The following is a 17,636-nucleotide window of genomic DNA, read 5'->3' on the forward strand; positions in this document are numbered from 1 at the left end:
AAATGTCTGTCACGTCTTTGTCTGGGTTGAGCGAGGGCCTTCAAGGTTCTCGCCTTATCCCGCGATTTCCAAGTGCAGATTGAATGAACGAAGAGGAAATTGCCGTGCAGGTAGAGGTCCGTTGGCAGGCTTGGAGTGGTGACGGTCTCGAGCATTGCGTGGCCAGAGAGAGCGAAGGCGGTCTTGTTCTGAGCGGTGCCGTTGTCGGGGCCAGGGGCACGAAATACGGTGCCTTTTACGATGTCCGCACAGACGCTTTGTTTCGAACCAGAGAGGTTCGCGTCACCTATGCCGACGGTGCGTTTCTGCATGTCGAGGCGGATGGTGAGGGCACGTGGCGCGATGTGCTTGGCCGTGCGCCTTTGCCCGAGCTTAGCGGCTGCATTGATGTCGATATTGGTGTGACGCCGGCGACCAATACATTGCCGGTCAAGCGCCTCGATCTGGCGGGTGGTCAGAGCTGCGATATCCTCGCGGCCTATGTCCCTTTGCCCAGTCAGATTGGTGACCGGTTCACGCCCACCTGCGCCAAACAGCGGTACACCTGCCTTGAGCCGGGGCGAAAGTATCGCTACGAGGGATTGTTCCGCAATTTCACAGCGGTCCTGGAGGTCGACGCGAACGGGCTTGTGCTGGACTACCCCGAGACTTTTCGACGGATTTGATATCTTCTTTGCGATCAGCTTGGTGTCCTGAGGTTGATACAAACCATAAAAAAGAGCCAAGCACCTTCGCGCTCAGCTCATTCAAGATTTCGCATCGATCAGAACCCGCGACGTGTTTGCCGCAGTCTTTAACCCGCGCGTCCGGTCAGGACTAAGAGGCCGGGTTTGCCTTGGCCGCGGGGGCGGTCTTGGCACCGGGGTTCAGCGGATCGTCCTGGCGTTGCACGGAGCCTTCGAAGTGGGCGCCGGATTCGATGGCGATTGTTTTGTGGATGATGTCGCCCTCGACCCGCGCCGTGGAGGTCAGGCGGACCTTGAGGCCCCGCACGCGACCGACGATGCGCCCGTTGACGACCACATCGTCTGCCACAACTTCCCCTTTGATGGTCGCGGTTTCGCCAATGGTCAGCAGATGCGCGCGGATGTCGCCCTCGACCGTGCCTTCAACCTGAATGTCGCCCGTGGTCTTCATGTTGCCGGTGACATGCAGGTCCGCCGACAGAACAGAGGCGGGGGGCTTGGCCTTTGGGGGTGTTGAGGCCTTGTATTCGGTTTGCTTCGGTGCCGCAGGCGCAGAGGTTGCCGCTGCTGGCGCTTCGGTCTCGCCCGTTTTAGAGGCAGGTTCGTTGATTTTGCTTTTAGAAAACATCTTGTGCAGCCTTGATATAGGTCATGGGGTTTACAGCTTTTCCACCCACGCGCACCTCATAGTGAAGGTGCACGCCGGTCACCCGTCCAGATGCTCCCATATCACCAATATGATCTCCGCGCGAGACCCTTTGCCCAACTTTGACGTGAATTTTTGAAAGATGTGCGTAACGGGTCTCGATCCCGAAGTCGTGCTCGATTTTTACCAGCCGTCCGTAGCCGGAGGACCAGCCCGCTTCGGTGACCACACCGTCTGCGGTGGCATGCAGATGGGTGCCGAGGGGGGCGGCGAAATCGACGCCCTTGTGCATCCGGCGACCGCCGGTTTTGGGATCGCGCCGGAACCCGTAGTCACTGGTAAAGCGGAAGCCCTGTTTCACGGGCAGCGCAAAGGGGGCCTTTTCGGCCGCAATCCGGTAGAGGTTGAGCGTATCCATATGTCCCAGCAGACGGTTGGCGCGCTCCATATCCTCTGTGGGTTCCAGGTTCCGGCTGGAGAAAGACAATGGCGTCAGTGGGCCGCCCTGACCGGAATAGCCGCGCCGCACCTGATCCAGAATGCGATCTGTCGGCAAACCCGCATCACGGAACATTTTATCGAGCGGGGCCACCGAGACCGTCATGGCTTCTTCCAGCTTTCGGAAAATCTGGTCGTTGTCTTCCTTCATCAATGCGATCTCAAGCGCCAGCTCATCCGCCTTGTGCAGCGCGTCCTGCGCATCGGCCACAACCTCGTCCCGTTCGGCGGCAGTCCGCGCAAGCGCCTGGGACAGGAAATCGACAGGGGCGCCGTTTTCCTTTGCCGCGAGCATCGTATCAACCGACGATGTCGTCACATCGCTCTCGAACGCAGCCAGTGCGGTCAGCGCATCTTCGCGTTCGTTGATCGTGCGCCGCAAGGCACTCTGAATAACTTCAATGCCGGTTTCCAACTCATGGCGGCGCGTTTCGGAGGCCAGCAGCTCGGATTGCATCACCGAGATCTGATCGAGTGCTGCATTGAACCGCTCCTGGGCGGCCAGCGCCTCGGCGGCACGATTATCGCGTTGGGCGGCGAGATCGTTGAGCCGCGCCTGATATGTTGTTTGATCGCGCTTGGCCTGTTCGCGAAAATTCCCGGCGCCGATACTGTCCATCAACAGTACCGCCGTCGCCACGATGGCCCACGCCACCACGAGCGACCCTCCTGCAAAGGCAAAAAGCTGCGTTTCCGGACGCAACCGTATGAAGCGGGTGTCGGTATCAGACTTCAAAAAAACGCGCCGCTCAGGAAAAACCTGCTCCAGCGCGCTGTGAATTCTGATCGCCAGACGTGTCCGCATAGAGGTGCCTTACTCGCCATTTCTTGGCTGCGTCAGGTCAAGACCACCCGGCGCGGCTTTTCGTGAACGTGATTAGACAGCGGCGTCAGGGGGGGCAAGCCTCTTTCGGCATGGGTCGTCTACTTGAAGTTGAATTGTTGTAAATGGGCAAAAAATCGCCGGTTTTCCGGTCCTTCGGCGGTTAACCGGTCGCTGTCAGGGGCCAGTAGAAGTCTGGTGGAATACCGGCCTCTGCACGTTTTTCTTCGTTGAAAGGTGGTTTGAGCGCGCCATGGAAATAACGCCGGACCAGCGCGTGAAACCGCTCCTTTGGGTCTTCGTCGTGCCGCCCGCACAGAAAGTGAAACCACTTGGACCCATAGGCGACATGGGCCACTTCTTCGGCGTAGATGGTCTCAAGGGCTTCGACGGCCTGAGGTGCCTTGGCCTTGCGGAAAATCTCAATCATGCCGGGTGTCACATCAAGGCCACGCGCCTCCAGGACCATCGGCACAACGGCCAGACGCCCCATCAGATCCTCTGCTGTATCTTCGGCGGCGCGCCACATTCCCGCATGGGCGGGGAGTGCGCCATAGTGACTTCCAAGCACTTCAAGACAGTCGCACATCAGATTGAAATGCTTGGATTCCTCATCCGCTGCCTTTACCCAGTCGTCGTAAAATCCCAAGGGCATCTTCACATCGGCAAAGCGCGCGATAATGTCCCAATGCAGATCGACCGCGTTCAACTCGATATGCGCCACCGCGTGCAAGAGCGCGATCCGCCCCTCGACCGTCCCGGGCTTGCGCCGGGGCACGTCGCGCGGGCTCAAAAGCTCGGGGCGGGCAGGGCGTGCCAGGTGCAGGGGCGGCGAAGCTTCGCCGATCTCCAGCGTCCGGCCAGCGGCGCGCGCGGTTTGCCATTCCTCGGCAAAAGCACGGGACCGCGCGGTTTTCTCGCGCCCGTCGGCCGTGCGCAGCACCGCCTCGGCCATCTGCGCCAGAGGCATCACAGCGCGCGCACCGCCTCAAGCACCGCCTCCACATGCCCCGGCACTTTCACCTTGTTCCAGACCTGCGCAACCGTGCCGTCTGCGGCGATCAGGTAGGTCGTGCGTTCGATCCCCATGTATTTCTTGCCATACATGTTTTTCTCTTTCCACACGCCGTAATCCTCGCAGGTTGTGCCGTGTTCGTCGGAAAGGAGCGGGATCTTTAGCTCACGTTTAGCTGTGAACTTTTCATGGCTGGCCATGCTGTCCTTGGAAATGCCGAAGACCTGCGCGCCGGCGGCGTCGAAGTCCGCGCGGTTTTCGGAAAAGCCCACGCTTTCCTTTGTGCATCCGGGCGTGTCGTCTCGGGGATAGAAAAACAGCACCACAGGCTGGCCTTTGAGGTCTGACAGCGTCACATTATCGCCGCCGGTGCTGGGCAGGGTAAAGTCGGGGGCAGGTTGGGAAATCTCTGGCATCACACTCTCTTGGGTTTTCAGTATCCTATAGGGGTGACATAGTAGGGCCGTGCAGTCCACAGCCAAGGCCTGATCCGCTTATTAAGAGCCAAATCCAACCGCCGCGCCCATGAGGCAGAGATCTGATTTGCAACAAGACACGCCCCTGACCCCACATCAGCGCCGCAAGCGGCGACGCAAGCGCACCTTTGTCTGGACGGCTGCGCTTTTCGTCGTGCTGTTGAGCGGGGCGACTGCCAGCGCATTTTGGCTTCAGGGGCGCGAGCTGCTGGCACCGCCCTGGCTGCGCGACCGCATTGCCGCGCAGATCGAGATTGCATTGCCGGAGGCCAATATCCGTTTCGGGGACGTGGTGGCGGTGATTGACGACAACTGGCGACCGCAGTTCTGGATCCGCGATGTGGGTATTCTGAACCCCGAGGGGGCTCAGGTCATCTCCCTGTCGGACGTGCAGGCAGGGCTGGACAAGTCCGCCCTTCTGGAGGGGCGGGTGAGCCTCAAGCGGCTTGAGATCAGCGGGGTCATTATCAGCATGCGCCGTACGCGGGACGGTGCGATTGATCTGCGCGTGGGCTTGAACGCGGGCGCATGGATGCTTCAGGCCCCGAACCTTGCCGAGCTGGTGACTGACCTTGACGAGCTTTTGCTGAGCCCCGGCCTCGTTGACCTGCAAGAGATGGACGTGCGCGCCATCACGCTGCGCTATGAGGATTTGCGGGCGGAACGCGCCTGGACCGTGGATGGCGGGCACATGCGGCTGACGCGCGACAAGGAGGTTCTGCAGATCGCGGTTGATCTCGCGCTCTTGGATGGGGATGCGCAAGTGGCCACTTTGGCTGCGAATTACGCGGGCCGGATCGGTCAGCGGGCCTCCGACTTCGGGATGACGATCAGCAACCTCAAAGCGCGCGACATCGCTTCGCAGGGGGCGGCCTTTTCGTGGCTCGGGGCCTTGGACGCGCCGATCTCGGGGGCCCTGCGCGGCGGGCTGAATGAAGATGGCAGTTTCGATCCGCTCAATGCCACGCTGCAGATCGGCGCGGGCGTGATCCAGCCGACCCCCGAGGCCCGGCCGATCCCGATCACCGGGGCCAGCAGCTATTTCACCTACCTGCCTGACACGCGGACCCTGCGATTTGACCAGTTCTCGGTCGACAGCCAGTGGGGGCGCGGCCAGCTCGAAGGGCAGGCGGTTCTGGGACCGGCCTCGGAAGGCCAGATCGAAGACCTTGTCGGCCAGTTCCGCCTCTCGGGCTTGCAGATCAATCCGGCAGGGTTTTACCCCGAGCCCGTGCAGATCGACGCCGCCGAGATGGATTTTCACCTCAGCCTTGCGCCTTTTGCCCTGCGTGTGGGCCGTTTGGATATCAACGATCAGGGCCGGATCTTCACCGCCGACGGGGTGGTTTCTGTTGGTCAGAAAGGGTGGGATATCGCGGTGGACGCGCAGATGACTGCACTGAAGCCCGACCGCCTGATGGAGCTCTGGCCAGAGGCGCTGAAGCCCAAAACCCGAAACTGGATCAGCGAGAATGTGCTCGACGCTCAGATTGCTGATGCCAATGCCGCCATCCGGATGGAGCAGGGCGGCAAACCGCGATTTTCCCTGGGCTTTGATTTTGACGAGGCAGATGTCCGGTTCCTCAAGACCATGCCGCCGATAGAGGATGCCAAGGGGCACGCTTCCCTGGTGAATGACCGCTTCGTCGTGGTGATTGACCAAGGAGGGGCAATCGCGCCGCAGGGCGGCTTCGTGGACGCCACCGGGACCGCGTTCATCGTGCCTGACGCCACCGTCAAACCTGACCCGCCCGGTGTGGTACGGCTGGCGGCAAACGGGTCGGTCACCGCAGCGCTTTCTTTGCTGGACCAACCCCCCTTGCAGGTGATGCAGAAGGCCGAGCTGCCGGTTGATGTGGCAGAGGGCGCGCTTGCGGTGGCGGGAACCATTTCCATGCCGTTGCAAAAGGATGCGCCAAAGGAGCTGATAGAATTCGATCTGACGGGCGAGTTGATTGATGTCAGCAGTGACAAGCTTGTCGAGGATCGCAAGCTCTCCGCCCCGCGCCTGCAGGTTGTTGCCGACGAAACCGAAGTTCAGATTGCCGGGAACGCAACACTTGAGGGGGTGCCACTGCAGGTGGTCTGGCGTCAGCCGATCGGAGAGCCGGGACAGGCGCTGTCCAGCCAGGTCGCCGGAACGGTCGAGATCAACCAGCAGACGCTTGAAGCCTTTGGCATAGACCTGCCACCGGGCACGTTCAGCGGCAGCGGGACAGGGCAGATCACGCTTGATTTGCAAAGGGGCGCACCGCCGACGCTTGCGGTCACGTCCAATCTGGAAGGGCTGGGCATCAGTTTACCTCCAATCGGTTGGTCGAAGGCCGCAGCAACACAAGGCCAGCTCAATCTCAACGCAACACTCGGAGAGACGCCAAGGGTCGACGCGATCACACTGACTGCACCGGGGCTGTCGGCCACGGGCGAGATCACGCTAACACCTGATGGCGCGCTTGAGCGCCTGCGTCTGGCGCGGGTCCAGGTGGGCAACTGGCTCGACGCGCCGGTTGATCTTGTCGGGCGCGGTGCCGGGCGCCCGGTCGGTGTGGTGTTGCGGGGCGGCACGCTCGACCTGCGCCGGGCCGATCTGGGCGGCGGCGGTGGCCAGTCCGGGGCGTCGGCACCGCTGACGGTGGCGCTCGACCGCTTGCAGGTCAGCGACACGATTGCGATCACGGATCTGCGGGGCACGTTCTCGACCACCGGCGGGCTGGCGGGCGATTTTCAGGGGGCCATCAACGGGGCGGCGGCGGTCTCTGGGCGGGTGACGCCGCAGAACGGGCGCAGCGCGATTGAACTGCGCGCCAATGACGCCGGGCGTGTTTTTGCCGCGGCCGGGCTGCTGCAACAGGCGCGTGACGGGCGGCTGGATCTGACGCTCGTGCCGGTTGGGACCGGGGGGGCGTTCGATGGCAAGCTTCGGGTGGCAAACGCGCGCATCACCGATGCCCCGGCCATGGCGGCCCTGCTCAATTCGATCAGCATCGTGGGTCTCATCAATGAACTGAATGGCGATGGCATCTATTTTTCTGAAATCAACGCCGATTTTCGGCTGACCCCGTCGCGCATCACCCTGCGCGAAGCCAGTGCCGTGGGCTCTTCCATGGGGCTGTCGATGGACGGCGTTTTTGACCCGGACACCGGCCGCGTGAATATGGAGGGGGTGATCTCGCCCGTTTACCTGCTCAACAGCGTTGGCAGTATTCTTACCCGTCCGGGTGAGGGTCTTTTCGGCTTTAACTATTCCATCACCGGCACCGCCCAGAACCCGCAGGTTTTTGTCAATCCGCTGACGGCCCTGGCGCCGGGGATGTTGCGCAACCTCTTTCGCGGCGCGCAGCCCGAGGTGCCGCTGGAAGCAGGCGAGCCGGTGCCCGTGCCGGAGCCGCGCAGGCGGCCGGTTGTGACCCATGGGGAAGATCGCTAAACGGGCCGCATGAAGCTCAGCGATTTTGATTTCGACCTGCCCGAAGACCTGATTGCGACCCGCCCCGCGGTGCCGCGCTCCTCGGCGCGGCTGCTGGTGGCGCAGGGGTGCAACATCACCGATGCGGGCGTTTCGGATCTGCCGGATTGGCTGGCCCCCGGGGACCGTCTGGTGATCAATGACACCCGTGTGATCCCCGCGCGGCTGACCGGGGCGCGGCACCGCGACACGGCCCAGGGTCCGATGCAGGCGCGCATCGAGGTCACGCTGCTGGAGCCGCGGGCGGATGGCACGTGGTCGGCCCTGATCAAACCGCTCAAGAAGGTCCGCATTGGCGAAGAGATCCTCTTTTCTGACAATCTGCGTGCAGAGCTGACCGCCGTGGCGGATGGCCAGGGGGCATTGGCGTTCAATCTGACGGGCGATGATTTCGACCGTGCGCTGAACGCGGCGGGCGCCATGCCGCTGCCGCCCTATATTGCCGCCAAGCGCCCGGCGGATGCGCAGGACAAATCCGACTATCAGACCGTCTTTGCCCGCAACAAGGGGGCTGTTGCCGCCCCCACCGCCTCGCTGCATTTCGACGACGCCCTTCTGGAGGCCCTGGCCGCGCGCGGGGTCGGTTTTTCCTTTGTGACGCTTCACGTCGGTGCGGGCACATTCCTGCCGGTCAAGGTGGAAGACGTCACGACCCACAAGATGCATGCTGAATGGGGGCGGGTCAGCGCGCAGGCCGCGGCCGAGATTGCCGCGACCAAGGCGGCAGGCAATCGCGTGATCCCCGTGGGGACCACCGCCCTGCGGCTGATCGAGACCGCCGGGCGCGACGGGCAGATCAAACCCTGGGAGGGTGACACGGATATCTTCATCTACCCCGGCTTCAGGTTCCAGGTTGCCGACGCGCTGATGACCAATTTCCATTTGCCAAAGTCAACACTGATGATGCTGGTCTCGGCCCTGATGGGATATGAGGTCGTGCGGCAGATATACGCCCATGCCATTGAGGAAAAATACAGGTTTTTCTCCTATGGAGATGCATCGCTTCTGATCCCCGGTTGACGGCACGGTCTTATTGCGACGCCGCGACGTCGCACACGGGCGTGACACCCCGGTGCGTATCTTTCATCACGGAAAGGGGGGCAGGCCCCTTTTCGGGCTCATGGAGGCAGGAGATGCTACAGGTCTTATCCAGCGCTTGGGCGCTTTTGCTGGGCATGTGCCTGCTGATGGTCGGAAATGGCATGCAAGGCACGCTCCTGGGCATTCGGGGCGAGATCGAAGGTTTTTCCACGCTGGAGATGTCGATCGTGATGTCGGCCTATTTCGTCGGCTTTCTGGGCGGCTCGCGGATGGCACCGGGCATGATCCGGCGGGTCGGGCACGTGCGGGTCTTTGCTGCCCTTGCCTCGCTGATCTCGGCGGTGATGATCCTCTACCCCACAGTGACCGAGGTCTGGCTCTGGACGCTGGGGCGGGTGCTGATCGGGTTTTGCTTTTCCGCCGTCTATGTGACCGCGGAAAGCTGGCTCAACAATGCGGCCAACAATGAAAACCGGGGCCAGACCCTGTCGCTTTACATGATTGTGCAGACGGCGGGCATCGTGGTCAGCCAGGCGCTGCTGCTGGCTGCTGACCCCTCGGGCTATGTGCTCTTTGTCATTCCTTCGGTGCTGGTCTCGATTGCGGTGACCCCGATCCTGCTGGCGGTCAGCCCGACCCCGGCCTTTGATACCACCAAACCGATGAGCCTGAGGACGCTGGGGCAGTATTCCCCGCTGGGCTGCGTGGGGATGTTCCTGCTGGGCGGGATCTTTTCGGCACAGTTCGGCATGGCCTCTGTTTACGGGGCCAAGGCGGGGTTGAGCGTGGCGCAGATCTCGACCTTCGTGGCGACGTTCTTCGTGGGTTCGATGCTGTTGCAATACCCCATCGGCTGGATCTCCGACCGGATGGATCGCCGGTTCCTGATCCTCATCGTTTCGGCCATCGGGGCGGCCGGGTCGGTGCTGGGCATGATTTTGGGCCATCAGTTCGCGCTCTTGCTGGTGTCGGCCTTTGTGGTCGGGGGGATGTCGAACCCGCTCTATTCGCTGCTCATCGCCCATACCAACGATTTTCTGGAGCATGAGGACATGGCTGCCGCCTCCGGTGGTCTGATCTTTATCAACGGGCTCGGGGCCATCGCGGGGCCGCTCATCACGGGCTATATGATGGATGTGGCCGGTCCGGGAGGCTTTTACCTGTTTACCGCGGTGCTCTTTCTGGCGCTTGTGATATACGCCGGCTACCGCGCCACCCGGCGCCGGGGGATCGCGGTTGAGGATACCGGTGCGTATGTGCCGGTGGCTCCCAGTTACACCTCAGTTGCGCTGGAATATGCTCAAGAATACGCCATTGAAAGCGACAAAGAGGATGAAAATGCAGGAAATGGCCGATGAATGTGTCGCGGTGACGTAAAAAGTGACTAGGTTAATGGTGTATTTCATGGAAAACTTCCCATGTGGTTGTGAGTGATTTTTGGGAGAGGTGGTATGACAGTCCCTGAGGACGTTCTGAGTTTCTGGTTGGATGAGATTGGCCCCAAGGGCTGGTACGAGGCTTCTGATACGCTGGATCAGACAATCCGAGAGCGGTTCGAGCCGGCGTTGGCCGGCGCCACCGAAGGCCGTTTCTCCTTGTGGCTGACATATCCGTCCGGCGCTCTGGCCTATATCATTCTGACCGATCAGTTCTCTCGGAACATGTACCGCGATACCGGGCAGGCCTTTGCCACGGACCGCCTGGGACTTGCGGCTGCAAAATCCGCGATCAACAACGGCTGGGACTGCAGGATTGATGAGCCGGCCCGTCAGTTCTTTTACCTGCCCCTGATGCATTCGGAGAACCTGTGCGATCAGGACCGCTGCGTCCGGCTGATGTGCGAGCGGATGCCGGAGCACGGAAAACAGAATCTGCTGCATGCCCGTGCGCACCGCGCCGTGATCCGTGATTTTGGCCGCTTTCCAACGCGCAATGCAGCCCTCGGGCGGGCGTCGACCCAGCCGGAACTGGACTACCTCGCACAGGGTGGCTACGGGACAATCGTCAGAGACCTGCAAGGGGCCAAGGCGGCCTGACGCCGGTCTGCCGCGCGCCAGCTTTCGCGCGCAGCATCATATTGCCGTGCCCAGGGATATAGTTTAACGGTAAACTATATTCCGAATTCCGGCGTGCGAGGATAGACCATGGCAGCGAAATCATTCGACCTTATTGTGATTGGCGCAGGGCCGGGCGGCTATGTCGCCGCCATTCGTGGCGCCCAGCTGGGCCTGTCTGTCGCCATCGTCGAACGTGAGCATCTGGGCGGTATCTGCCTCAACTGGGGCTGTATTCCGACCAAGGCCATGCTGCGTTCGTCCGAGGTTTTTCACCTGATGCATCGCGCCAAGGAATTTGGTCTGAAAGCAGACAACGTCAGCTATGATCTTGACGCGGTCGTCAAACGGTCCCGCCAGGTGGCAGGTCAGCTTTCGGGCGGGATCGGCCATCTGATGAAAAAGAACAAGGTCACGGTTTTCATGGGCGCAGCCAGCCTTCCTGAAAAGGGGAAGGTCAGCGTCAAGACCGACAAGGGCACCGAAGAGCTGGTGGCCAAGAACATCGTGCTGGCCACCGGGGCGCGGGCGCGCGAACTTCCGGGGCTGGAGGCGGATGGCGATCTGGTCTGGACCTACAAGCATGCGCTTGAGCCCAAACACATGCCGAAAAAGCTGCTGGTGATCGGCTCCGGTGCCATCGGCATTGAATTTGCGAGCTTCTATAACACGCTGGGTGCCGACACCACGGTGGTCGAGGTGATGGACCGCGTTTTGCCGGTTGAAGATGCGGAGATTTCCGCCTTCGCCAAGAAGTCCTTTGAGAAGCAGGGCATGAAGATCATGCAAAAGGCGATGGTCAAGCAGCTTGACCGGGCAAAGGGTAAAGTCACCGCGCACATCGAGGTGGGGGGCAAGATCGAGAAACACGATTTTGACACGGTGATTTCTGCCGTGGGCATTGTCGGCAACACCGAAGACCTCGGGCTGGAAGCTCTGGGCGTCAAGATCGACCGCACCCATGTGGTGACGGATGAATTCTGCCGGACCGGCGTCGAGGGGCTTTATGCCATCGGCGATATCGCCGGCGCCCCTTGGCTCGCGCATAAAGCATCGCATGAAGGCGTGATGGTTGCCGATCTGATTGCCGGGAAACACGCCCATCCCGTCAAGCCCGAAACCATTGCGGGTTGTACCTATTGTCATCCACAGGTGGCGTCCGTTGGCTATACCGAAGCCAGGGCGAAGGAGCTGGGCTATGAGGTGAAGGTCGGGCGTTTTCCGTTCATCGGCAACGGCAAGGCCATTGCCCTGGGCGAGCAGGAGGGCATGATCAAAACCGTTTTCGATGCGAAAACCGGCGAATTGCTGGGTGCGCATATGATCGGAGCCGAGGTGACCGAGCTCATTCAGGGCTATGTGGTCGGACGTCAGCTTGAGACCACCGAGGAAGATCTGATGAACACGGTTTTCCCGCACCCCACGCTCAGCGAAATGATGCACGAGAGCGTTCTGGACGCCTACGACCGCGTCATCCACATGTGACGGCAACAGAATCGCATAAAAAAAGCGGAGCGAAAGCTCCGCTTTTTTTGTTTTCTTTGTGCCGGCGCCTGATCGTGCCGGACGGTGCCCTTAAGACTTGCGGCGGGCGCGCAGGGCGCCCAAACCACCAACCCCGGCCAACAACAGCAGCGCGGAGGCTGGCAGTGGAACCGGCGTGACGGAGTTGACAGAAATCGCATCGATGTCAAAACCGTCTGTCGAGGATGTGCCCGCAAAGAAGGATTGCGAGATATCGCGGAAGCCCAGGAAGGCAAAGGTGCCAGCAAACGACAGCGACGTGCTGACGCCGCGTGTACCGTCATTCACCCCTGACTGGTTGTCAGCAATGCCCAGCGACGTAAAGGTGATGCCGTCGTTGGAACCGAAGATTTCAACGGCTTCCTGATGTTGTGCGGAACCGCTGGCATTTGTGATCTCGATCACGATAGCAGGTCCTTGGAAAGTCGGATCAAACTCGACGACAAGTGTGCCGCCCAGACCAAGCGAGAAAAAATCATCGTCGCCTGCGCCTGTGCCATCTTCAAAAATCTCGATGTTGCCGGTGTCGTTACGATTCGCATCCGAGCTGCACGAAAAGCTTGACCCAGTCAGCCCGGTGCCGGTGCCGCCGCAATCGGATTCAATGCCGATAACCGCTGCCGATGCTGCCCCTGTCATAAAGGCTGATGCCGTCAAGGCACTTAAAAATATTGCTTTCAAACTCACATTTCGCTCCATTTACCTGTGGCATGCTCTGGATTGCTCATCATTCCGAAACAGCCACGTTTCGTGTTTAACACGAAAAGGTGAATAAGGGCTTTGGACCAGTGTGCCAAGGCCTTAATCAAAGATTAAAGCAGATCGCGTCGCTTTTTTTAACCATGGTTCAATTTCTACACTTGCTTGCTGTTCAAAGACACATTTTTGGGCACCTGACCGGGGCATGCCCAGTATCATATCGGAAATTGGACTTCTTGCCGGCATGTCGAGGCCCGGGCGATTTTTGTTCACGCCATGTTCTCATTTTTTGATTGGCTATCGGGGCCATAAATTCTATGTGTTACGCGGTGGCAAAGGGATGTCTGATGGCTGAGCTGAAAAATATCGAAGTGCGCGGCGCACGGGAACACAATCTCAAGAATATCGATGTGGACATTCCCCGCGACAAACTGGTTGTGATTACAGGGCTTTCCGGCTCGGGCAAGTCGTCGCTGGCTTTTGACACGATATATGCGGAAGGCCAGCGCCGCTATGTCGAATCACTGAGCGCCTATGCGCGCCAGTTCCTCGACATGATGCAGAAACCGGATGTGGATCATATCTCAGGGCTATCGCCCGCCATCTCGATCGAACAGAAAACGACCTCCAAGAACCCGCGCTCTACGGTCGGCACCGTAACGGAAATCTACGATTACATGCGGCTGTTGTTTGCGCGCGTCGGCACGCCCTACAGCCCCGCCACCGGCAAGCCCATCGAGGCGCAGCAGGTGCAGGACATGGTCGACCGCGTGATGACGATGGCGGAGGGAACCCGCGCCTATCTGCTGGCCCCGATCATCCGCGACCGCAAGGGGGAATACCGCAAGGACTTCCTTGAACTGCGCAAACAGGGCTTTCAGCGGGTCAAGGTCGATGGCGCGTTTTACGAACTGGATGAACCCCCCACGCTGGATAAGAAATTCCGCCATGACATTGACGTGGTGGTGGACCGGATCGTGGTGCGGGACGGGCTGGAGACGCGGCTGGCGGACAGCTTGCGCACCGCGCTCGATCTGGCGGACGGCATTGCAATTCTTGAAACCGCCCCCAGCGAGGGCGACCCCGAGCGCACGACTTTTTCAGAGAAATTCGCCTGCCCGGTCAGCGGTTTCACCATCCCCGAGATCGAGCCGCGGCTGTTTTCTTTCAACGCTCCCTTCGGGGCCTGCCCGGAGTGTGACGGTCTGGGGGTCGAGCTGTTCTTTGACGAACGCCTCGTGGTGCCCGATCAGAACCTGAAAATTGCCGATGGTGCGCTGGCCCCCTGGCGCAAGGGCAAGAGCCCCTATTTCCTGCAAACCATTGAAGCCATTGCGAAACACTACCAGTTCAAGCAATCCACCAAGTGGAAAGACTTGTCCGAGAAAGTCCAGAAGGTCTTTCTCTATGGCTCCGGGGAGGAGGAGATCGCGTTCCGCTATGATGAAGGCGGGCGTGTCTACCAGGTCACGCGCACCTTCGAGGGTGTGATTCCCAATATGGAGCGGCGCTACCGCGAAACGGACAGCAATTGGATCCGCGAGGAGTTCGAGCGCTATCAGAACAACCGCTCCTGCGGCACCTGCGGCGGGTACCGGTTGCGCGAAGAGGCACTGGCGGTCAAACTCGGCCCCTCCGACGATCCGGACAATCTGCTGCACGTGGGGCAGGTGGTCGAGATGTCGATCCGCGAGGCCTTTGACTGGTGTGAAACCGTGCCCCAGCATCTTACCGCCCAGAAAAATGAAATCGCCCGCGCCATCCTCAAGGAAATTCGCGAACGGTTGGGGTTCTTAAACAACGTGGGCCTCGAATACCTGACGCTCAGCCGCAATGCGGGCACGCTTTCGGGCGGCGAAAGCCAGCGCATTCGTCTCGCTTCCCAGATCGGGTCGGGGCTGACAGGGGTGCTTTATGTTCTGGATGAACCCTCCATCGGGCTGCATCAGCGCGACAACGACCGCCTGCTGCTGACCCTAAAAAACCTGCGGGATCAAGGCAATACGGTGATCGTGGTCGAACACGACGAAGAGGCGATCCGCGAGGCGGATTACGTCTTTGACATCGGGCCGGGCGCAGGCGTGCACGGCGGCGAAGTTGTGGCCCACGGCACCCCGCGCAAGATTGCCGCGACCAAGAAATCCATCACCGGCCAATATCTGACCGGTGCGCGCGAGATCGCGGTGCCTGCCGAACGGCGCAAGGGCAACAAAAAGAAAGTCCAGGTGGTCAAGGCCACCGGGAACAATCTGCAAAACGTGACCGTCGACTACCCGCTGGGCAAATTCGTCTGCGTGACCGGTGTGTCGGGAGGCGGCAAATCCACCCTGACCCTTGAGACGTTGTTCAAAACAGCTTCGATGCGGCTGAACGGCGCGCGCCAGACGCCCGCGCCTTGCGAAACGATCAAGGGGCTGGAATATCTCGACAAGGTCATCGACATCGACCAACGGCCCATCGGGCGCACGCCGCGCTCAAATCCTGCGACCTACACGGGCGCGTTCACCCCGATCCGCGACTGGTTTGCCGGGCTGCCCGAGGCCAAGGCCCGCGGCTACAAACCGGGACGCTTCAGTTTCAACGTCAAGGGCGGCCGCTGCGAGGCCTGTCAGGGCGATGGTGTGATCAAGATCGAAATGCACTTCCTGCCGGATGTTTATGTCGAGTGCGAGACCTGCAAGGGCAAGAGATACAATCGCGAAACGCTGGAAGTTACGTTTAAAAACAAGAGTATAGCAGACGTTCTTGATATGACGGTTGAAGACGCGCAGGCGTTCTTCCAGGCCGTGCCGTCCATTCGTGAAAAGATGGACGCGCTGATGCGGGTGGGCCTTGGATACATCAAGGTCGGACAGCAGGCCACGACCCTCTCGGGGGGCGAGGCCCAGCGGGTGAAGTTGTCGAAAGAGCTCAGCAAACGCTCGACCGGGCGCACGCTTTACATCCTCGACGAGCCCACAACGGGGCTGCATTTCGAGGATGTCCGCAAGCTTCTTGAGGTGTTGCATGAACTCGTGGATCAGGGCAATTCGGTCATCGTGATCGAGCACAATCTCGACGTGGTCAAGACTGCAGATCACATCATTGATATCGGCCCCGAAGGTGGCGATGGCGGCGGACGGATTGTCGCCACGGGGACGCCCGAGGAAGTTGCCGATGTTGCTGAAAGCTACACCGGCAAATACCTCAAGCCCATGCTGTCACAAAAGCAGGTTGCCGCCGAATAGCTAGTCGTATTGGTGATCCAGCGTATGCGACTGGCCGTTCTCGCCGTCGATGCGTTTGGCGTATATTTCACGTGGAAAGTCGTCATCGACGACGCCATGCACCGTGACGGGCATCCCTTGTTGGACCGGCATCCGATTGGGGCCGATGTAAACGGGGATCTGTCCGGTGTGGTCTTTCAGCACGAATGTATCTTCATCGGTGATCTGATGCACGATACCGCTGACGGTGACCCAGCTATCCGCCTCCACTGCGGAAATGGTTTGCCCCGCGAAGACAGTGCTTGGCGCCGCGAGCAGAAGGCAGGTGATCCACAATCCGTTTTTCATCTCTAGTCCAGCGCCGCGCCAAGCATAACGAGGACCACAAGACCTGCGAGCATGAATGCCCAAGCCGGCGCTGTCAGAGAGACCTCCGACTTCAAACGGGTCATCAGTGTATTGAGGTTGAGAGGTGTTGTTTTTTGATCTTGCATTGTCTTCTCCTAATCCTGATTGTTTCAATCGGGATATGGGGATTGCTGGTCGGGTTACAAGGCGCGGGAGGATGCAAAAGCCATGGGCGTTTTGTCTGCTCGGCGGTCTTTCGCCGAGGGTCATTCAGCGCCGGTCGCGATCCGCGAACCGCGGCAGCATGGCGGAGAAATCCTGACCGCGCCCCCCTTCGTCTTCGACGAATTGACGGTAAAGCTCCAGCGCGCGGGCCCCCATGGGGGTATCGGCGTTCACAGCTTCCGCCGCCTGTTGGGAGAGCCTTAGATCCTTGAGCATCAGTTCCGCTGCGAAACCGGGCTTGTAGCCATTGTCAGCCGGGCTCTGTGGGCCCACGCCCGGTGCCGGGCAATAGGCGTTCATCGACCAGCTGTAGCCAGAGGATGTGCTGACAACGTCAAACATTTTTTGACGGTCGAGCCCCAGCTTGTCAGCCAGCGCGAAGGCTTCGCAGGTGGCGATCATGGTCGCCCCGAGGATCATGTTGTTGCAGATCTTGGCCGCTTGTCCGGCCCCCGCCGCCCCGCAATGCACCGCCTTTTGCCCCATGATGTCAAAGAGCGGTTGGGCCGCGGCAAAGGCGGCCTCCGACCCGCCGGCCATGAAGGTGAGTGTGCCGGCGGCTGCCCCGCCGACGCCGCCAGAGACCGGCGCATCGACAAAGTTGAGGCCGTGGCTGGCAGCCTGCCGGGCCACGTCGCGCGTGCTTTGCACATCGACGGTCGAGCAATCCAGAAACAGGGCCCCCGGCTTCATCTGGGGCAAAAGCTCCTGCGCGACGGCGCGCAGGATCTCGCCATCGGGCAGCATCGTCAACACCACATCCGCGTCGTGCACCGCCTCGGGGCCGCTGTTTGCCGCCGCAACGCCCTTGGCGGTGGTGCCTGCCGGGTCAAAGCCCGTGACTGTCATGCCTGCCTTGGCCAGATTTGCGGCCATCGGTGCGCCCATGTTTCCCAGCCCGATAAAGCCGATCTTTGGGTGTGTCATCG

At 60.5% G+C, this 17,636-nt stretch carries 15 protein-coding genes; 7 read left to right on the top strand and 8 right to left on the bottom strand.

Going from position 1 to position 17,636, the window contains the following annotated elements; all coding sequences use genetic code 11:
• The first annotated feature begins 83 nt into the window (after window positions 1-83).
• Window positions 84-665: a putative glycolipid-binding domain-containing protein gene (locus H7847_RS02785; RefSeq protein WP_227267863.1), complete on the top strand. Its 582-nt coding sequence runs from the start codon at window positions 84-86 to the stop codon at window positions 663-665.
• Between the two features lie 151 nt (window positions 666-816).
• Here H7847_RS02785 and H7847_RS02790 read toward each other — a convergent pair whose 3' ends face one another.
• The 4 genes from H7847_RS02790 to bcp form a co-directional block, all read right to left on the bottom strand.
• Window positions 817-1,314: a bactofilin family protein gene (locus H7847_RS02790; RefSeq protein WP_227267864.1), complete on the bottom strand. Its 498-nt coding sequence runs from the start codon at window positions 1,312-1,314 to the stop codon at window positions 817-819.
• A complete protein-coding gene (locus H7847_RS02795; RefSeq protein WP_227267865.1) occupies window positions 1,304-2,635 on the bottom strand; it encodes a M23 family metallopeptidase in 1,332 nt (443 codons plus the stop codon). Before H7847_RS02795 ends, H7847_RS02790 begins: the two co-directional genes overlap by 11 nt.
• 181 nt (window positions 2,636-2,816) lie before the next feature.
• The gene (locus H7847_RS02800) at window positions 2,817-3,626 is read right to left on the bottom strand and encodes a ferritin-like domain-containing protein (protein ID WP_227267866.1); all 810 of its coding nucleotides are present in this window, start codon (window positions 3,624-3,626) and stop codon (window positions 2,817-2,819) included.
• Window positions 3,623-4,084, bottom strand: coding sequence for a thioredoxin-dependent thiol peroxidase (gene bcp / locus H7847_RS02805; RefSeq protein WP_227267867.1), 462 nt, complete (start codon window positions 4,082-4,084; stop codon window positions 3,623-3,625). The genes H7847_RS02800 and bcp overlap by 4 nt, the downstream gene beginning before the upstream one ends.
• A gap of 127 nt (window positions 4,085-4,211) precedes the next feature.
• On the opposite strand from bcp, the gene H7847_RS02810 reads away from it, so the two are divergent.
• From H7847_RS02810 to lpdA, 5 genes are all read left to right on the top strand, one after another.
• Window positions 4,212-7,571 (top strand): DUF3971 domain-containing protein, encoded by a 3,360-nt coding sequence (locus H7847_RS02810; protein ID WP_227267868.1) that lies wholly within the window; start codon window positions 4,212-4,214, stop codon window positions 7,569-7,571.
• Between the two features lie 9 nt (window positions 7,572-7,580).
• Window positions 7,581-8,630 carry a tRNA preQ1(34) S-adenosylmethionine ribosyltransferase-isomerase QueA gene (gene queA / locus H7847_RS02815; RefSeq protein ID WP_227267869.1) on the top strand — a complete coding sequence of 350 codons (1,050 nt, stop codon included), beginning with the start codon at window positions 7,581-7,583 and terminating at the stop codon, window positions 8,628-8,630.
• A 113-nt stretch (window positions 8,631-8,743) separates the two neighbouring features.
• Window positions 8,744-10,009 carry an MFS transporter gene (locus H7847_RS02820; RefSeq protein ID WP_227267870.1) on the top strand — a complete coding sequence of 422 codons (1,266 nt, stop codon included), beginning with the start codon at window positions 8,744-8,746 and terminating at the stop codon, window positions 10,007-10,009.
• A 93-nt stretch (window positions 10,010-10,102) separates the two neighbouring features.
• Window positions 10,103-10,687, top strand: a complete 585-nt coding sequence (locus tag H7847_RS02825; protein ID WP_227267871.1) for a DUF924 family protein — start codon at window positions 10,103-10,105, stop codon at window positions 10,685-10,687.
• A 108-nt stretch (window positions 10,688-10,795) separates the two neighbouring features.
• Window positions 10,796-12,190, top strand: a complete 1,395-nt coding sequence (gene lpdA, locus H7847_RS02830) for a dihydrolipoyl dehydrogenase (protein WP_227267872.1) — start codon at window positions 10,796-10,798, stop codon at window positions 12,188-12,190.
• Window positions 12,191-12,280: 90 nt separating this feature from the next.
• Here the strand turns inward: lpdA and H7847_RS02835 are convergent, their stop codons facing one another.
• Window positions 12,281-12,868, bottom strand: a complete 588-nt coding sequence (locus tag H7847_RS02835; protein ID WP_227267873.1) for a VPLPA-CTERM sorting domain-containing protein — start codon at window positions 12,866-12,868, stop codon at window positions 12,281-12,283.
• Between the two features lie 407 nt (window positions 12,869-13,275).
• Here H7847_RS02835 and uvrA point away from each other — a divergent pair, with 407 nt between their 5' ends.
• Complete coding sequence (uvrA, locus tag H7847_RS02840) at window positions 13,276-16,155, top strand: excinuclease ABC subunit UvrA (protein ID WP_227267874.1); 2,880 nt, start codon at window positions 13,276-13,278, stop codon at window positions 16,153-16,155.
• On the opposite strand, the gene H7847_RS02845 is transcribed toward uvrA, so the two are convergent.
• The 3 genes from H7847_RS02845 to mmsB form a co-directional block, all read right to left on the bottom strand.
• Window positions 16,156-16,482 (bottom strand): NirD/YgiW/YdeI family stress tolerance protein, encoded by a 327-nt coding sequence (locus H7847_RS02845; RefSeq protein WP_227267875.1) that lies wholly within the window; start codon window positions 16,480-16,482, stop codon window positions 16,156-16,158. It lies immediately after the preceding gene.
• Window positions 16,483-16,484: 2 nt separating this feature from the next.
• A complete protein-coding gene (locus H7847_RS02850) occupies window positions 16,485-16,628 on the bottom strand; it encodes a hypothetical protein (protein WP_227267876.1) in 144 nt (47 codons plus the stop codon).
• A 124-nt stretch (window positions 16,629-16,752) separates the two neighbouring features.
• Window positions 16,753-17,634, bottom strand: coding sequence for a 3-hydroxyisobutyrate dehydrogenase (gene mmsB, locus H7847_RS26935; protein WP_319799743.1), 882 nt, complete (start codon window positions 17,632-17,634; stop codon window positions 16,753-16,755).
• Window positions 17,635-17,636 lie beyond the last annotated feature (2 nt).

It is taken from the genome of Roseobacter weihaiensis, assembly GCF_020622345.1.
GTDB classification, from domain to species: Bacteria; Pseudomonadota; Alphaproteobacteria; order Rhodobacterales; family Rhodobacteraceae; genus Roseobacter; species Roseobacter weihaiensis.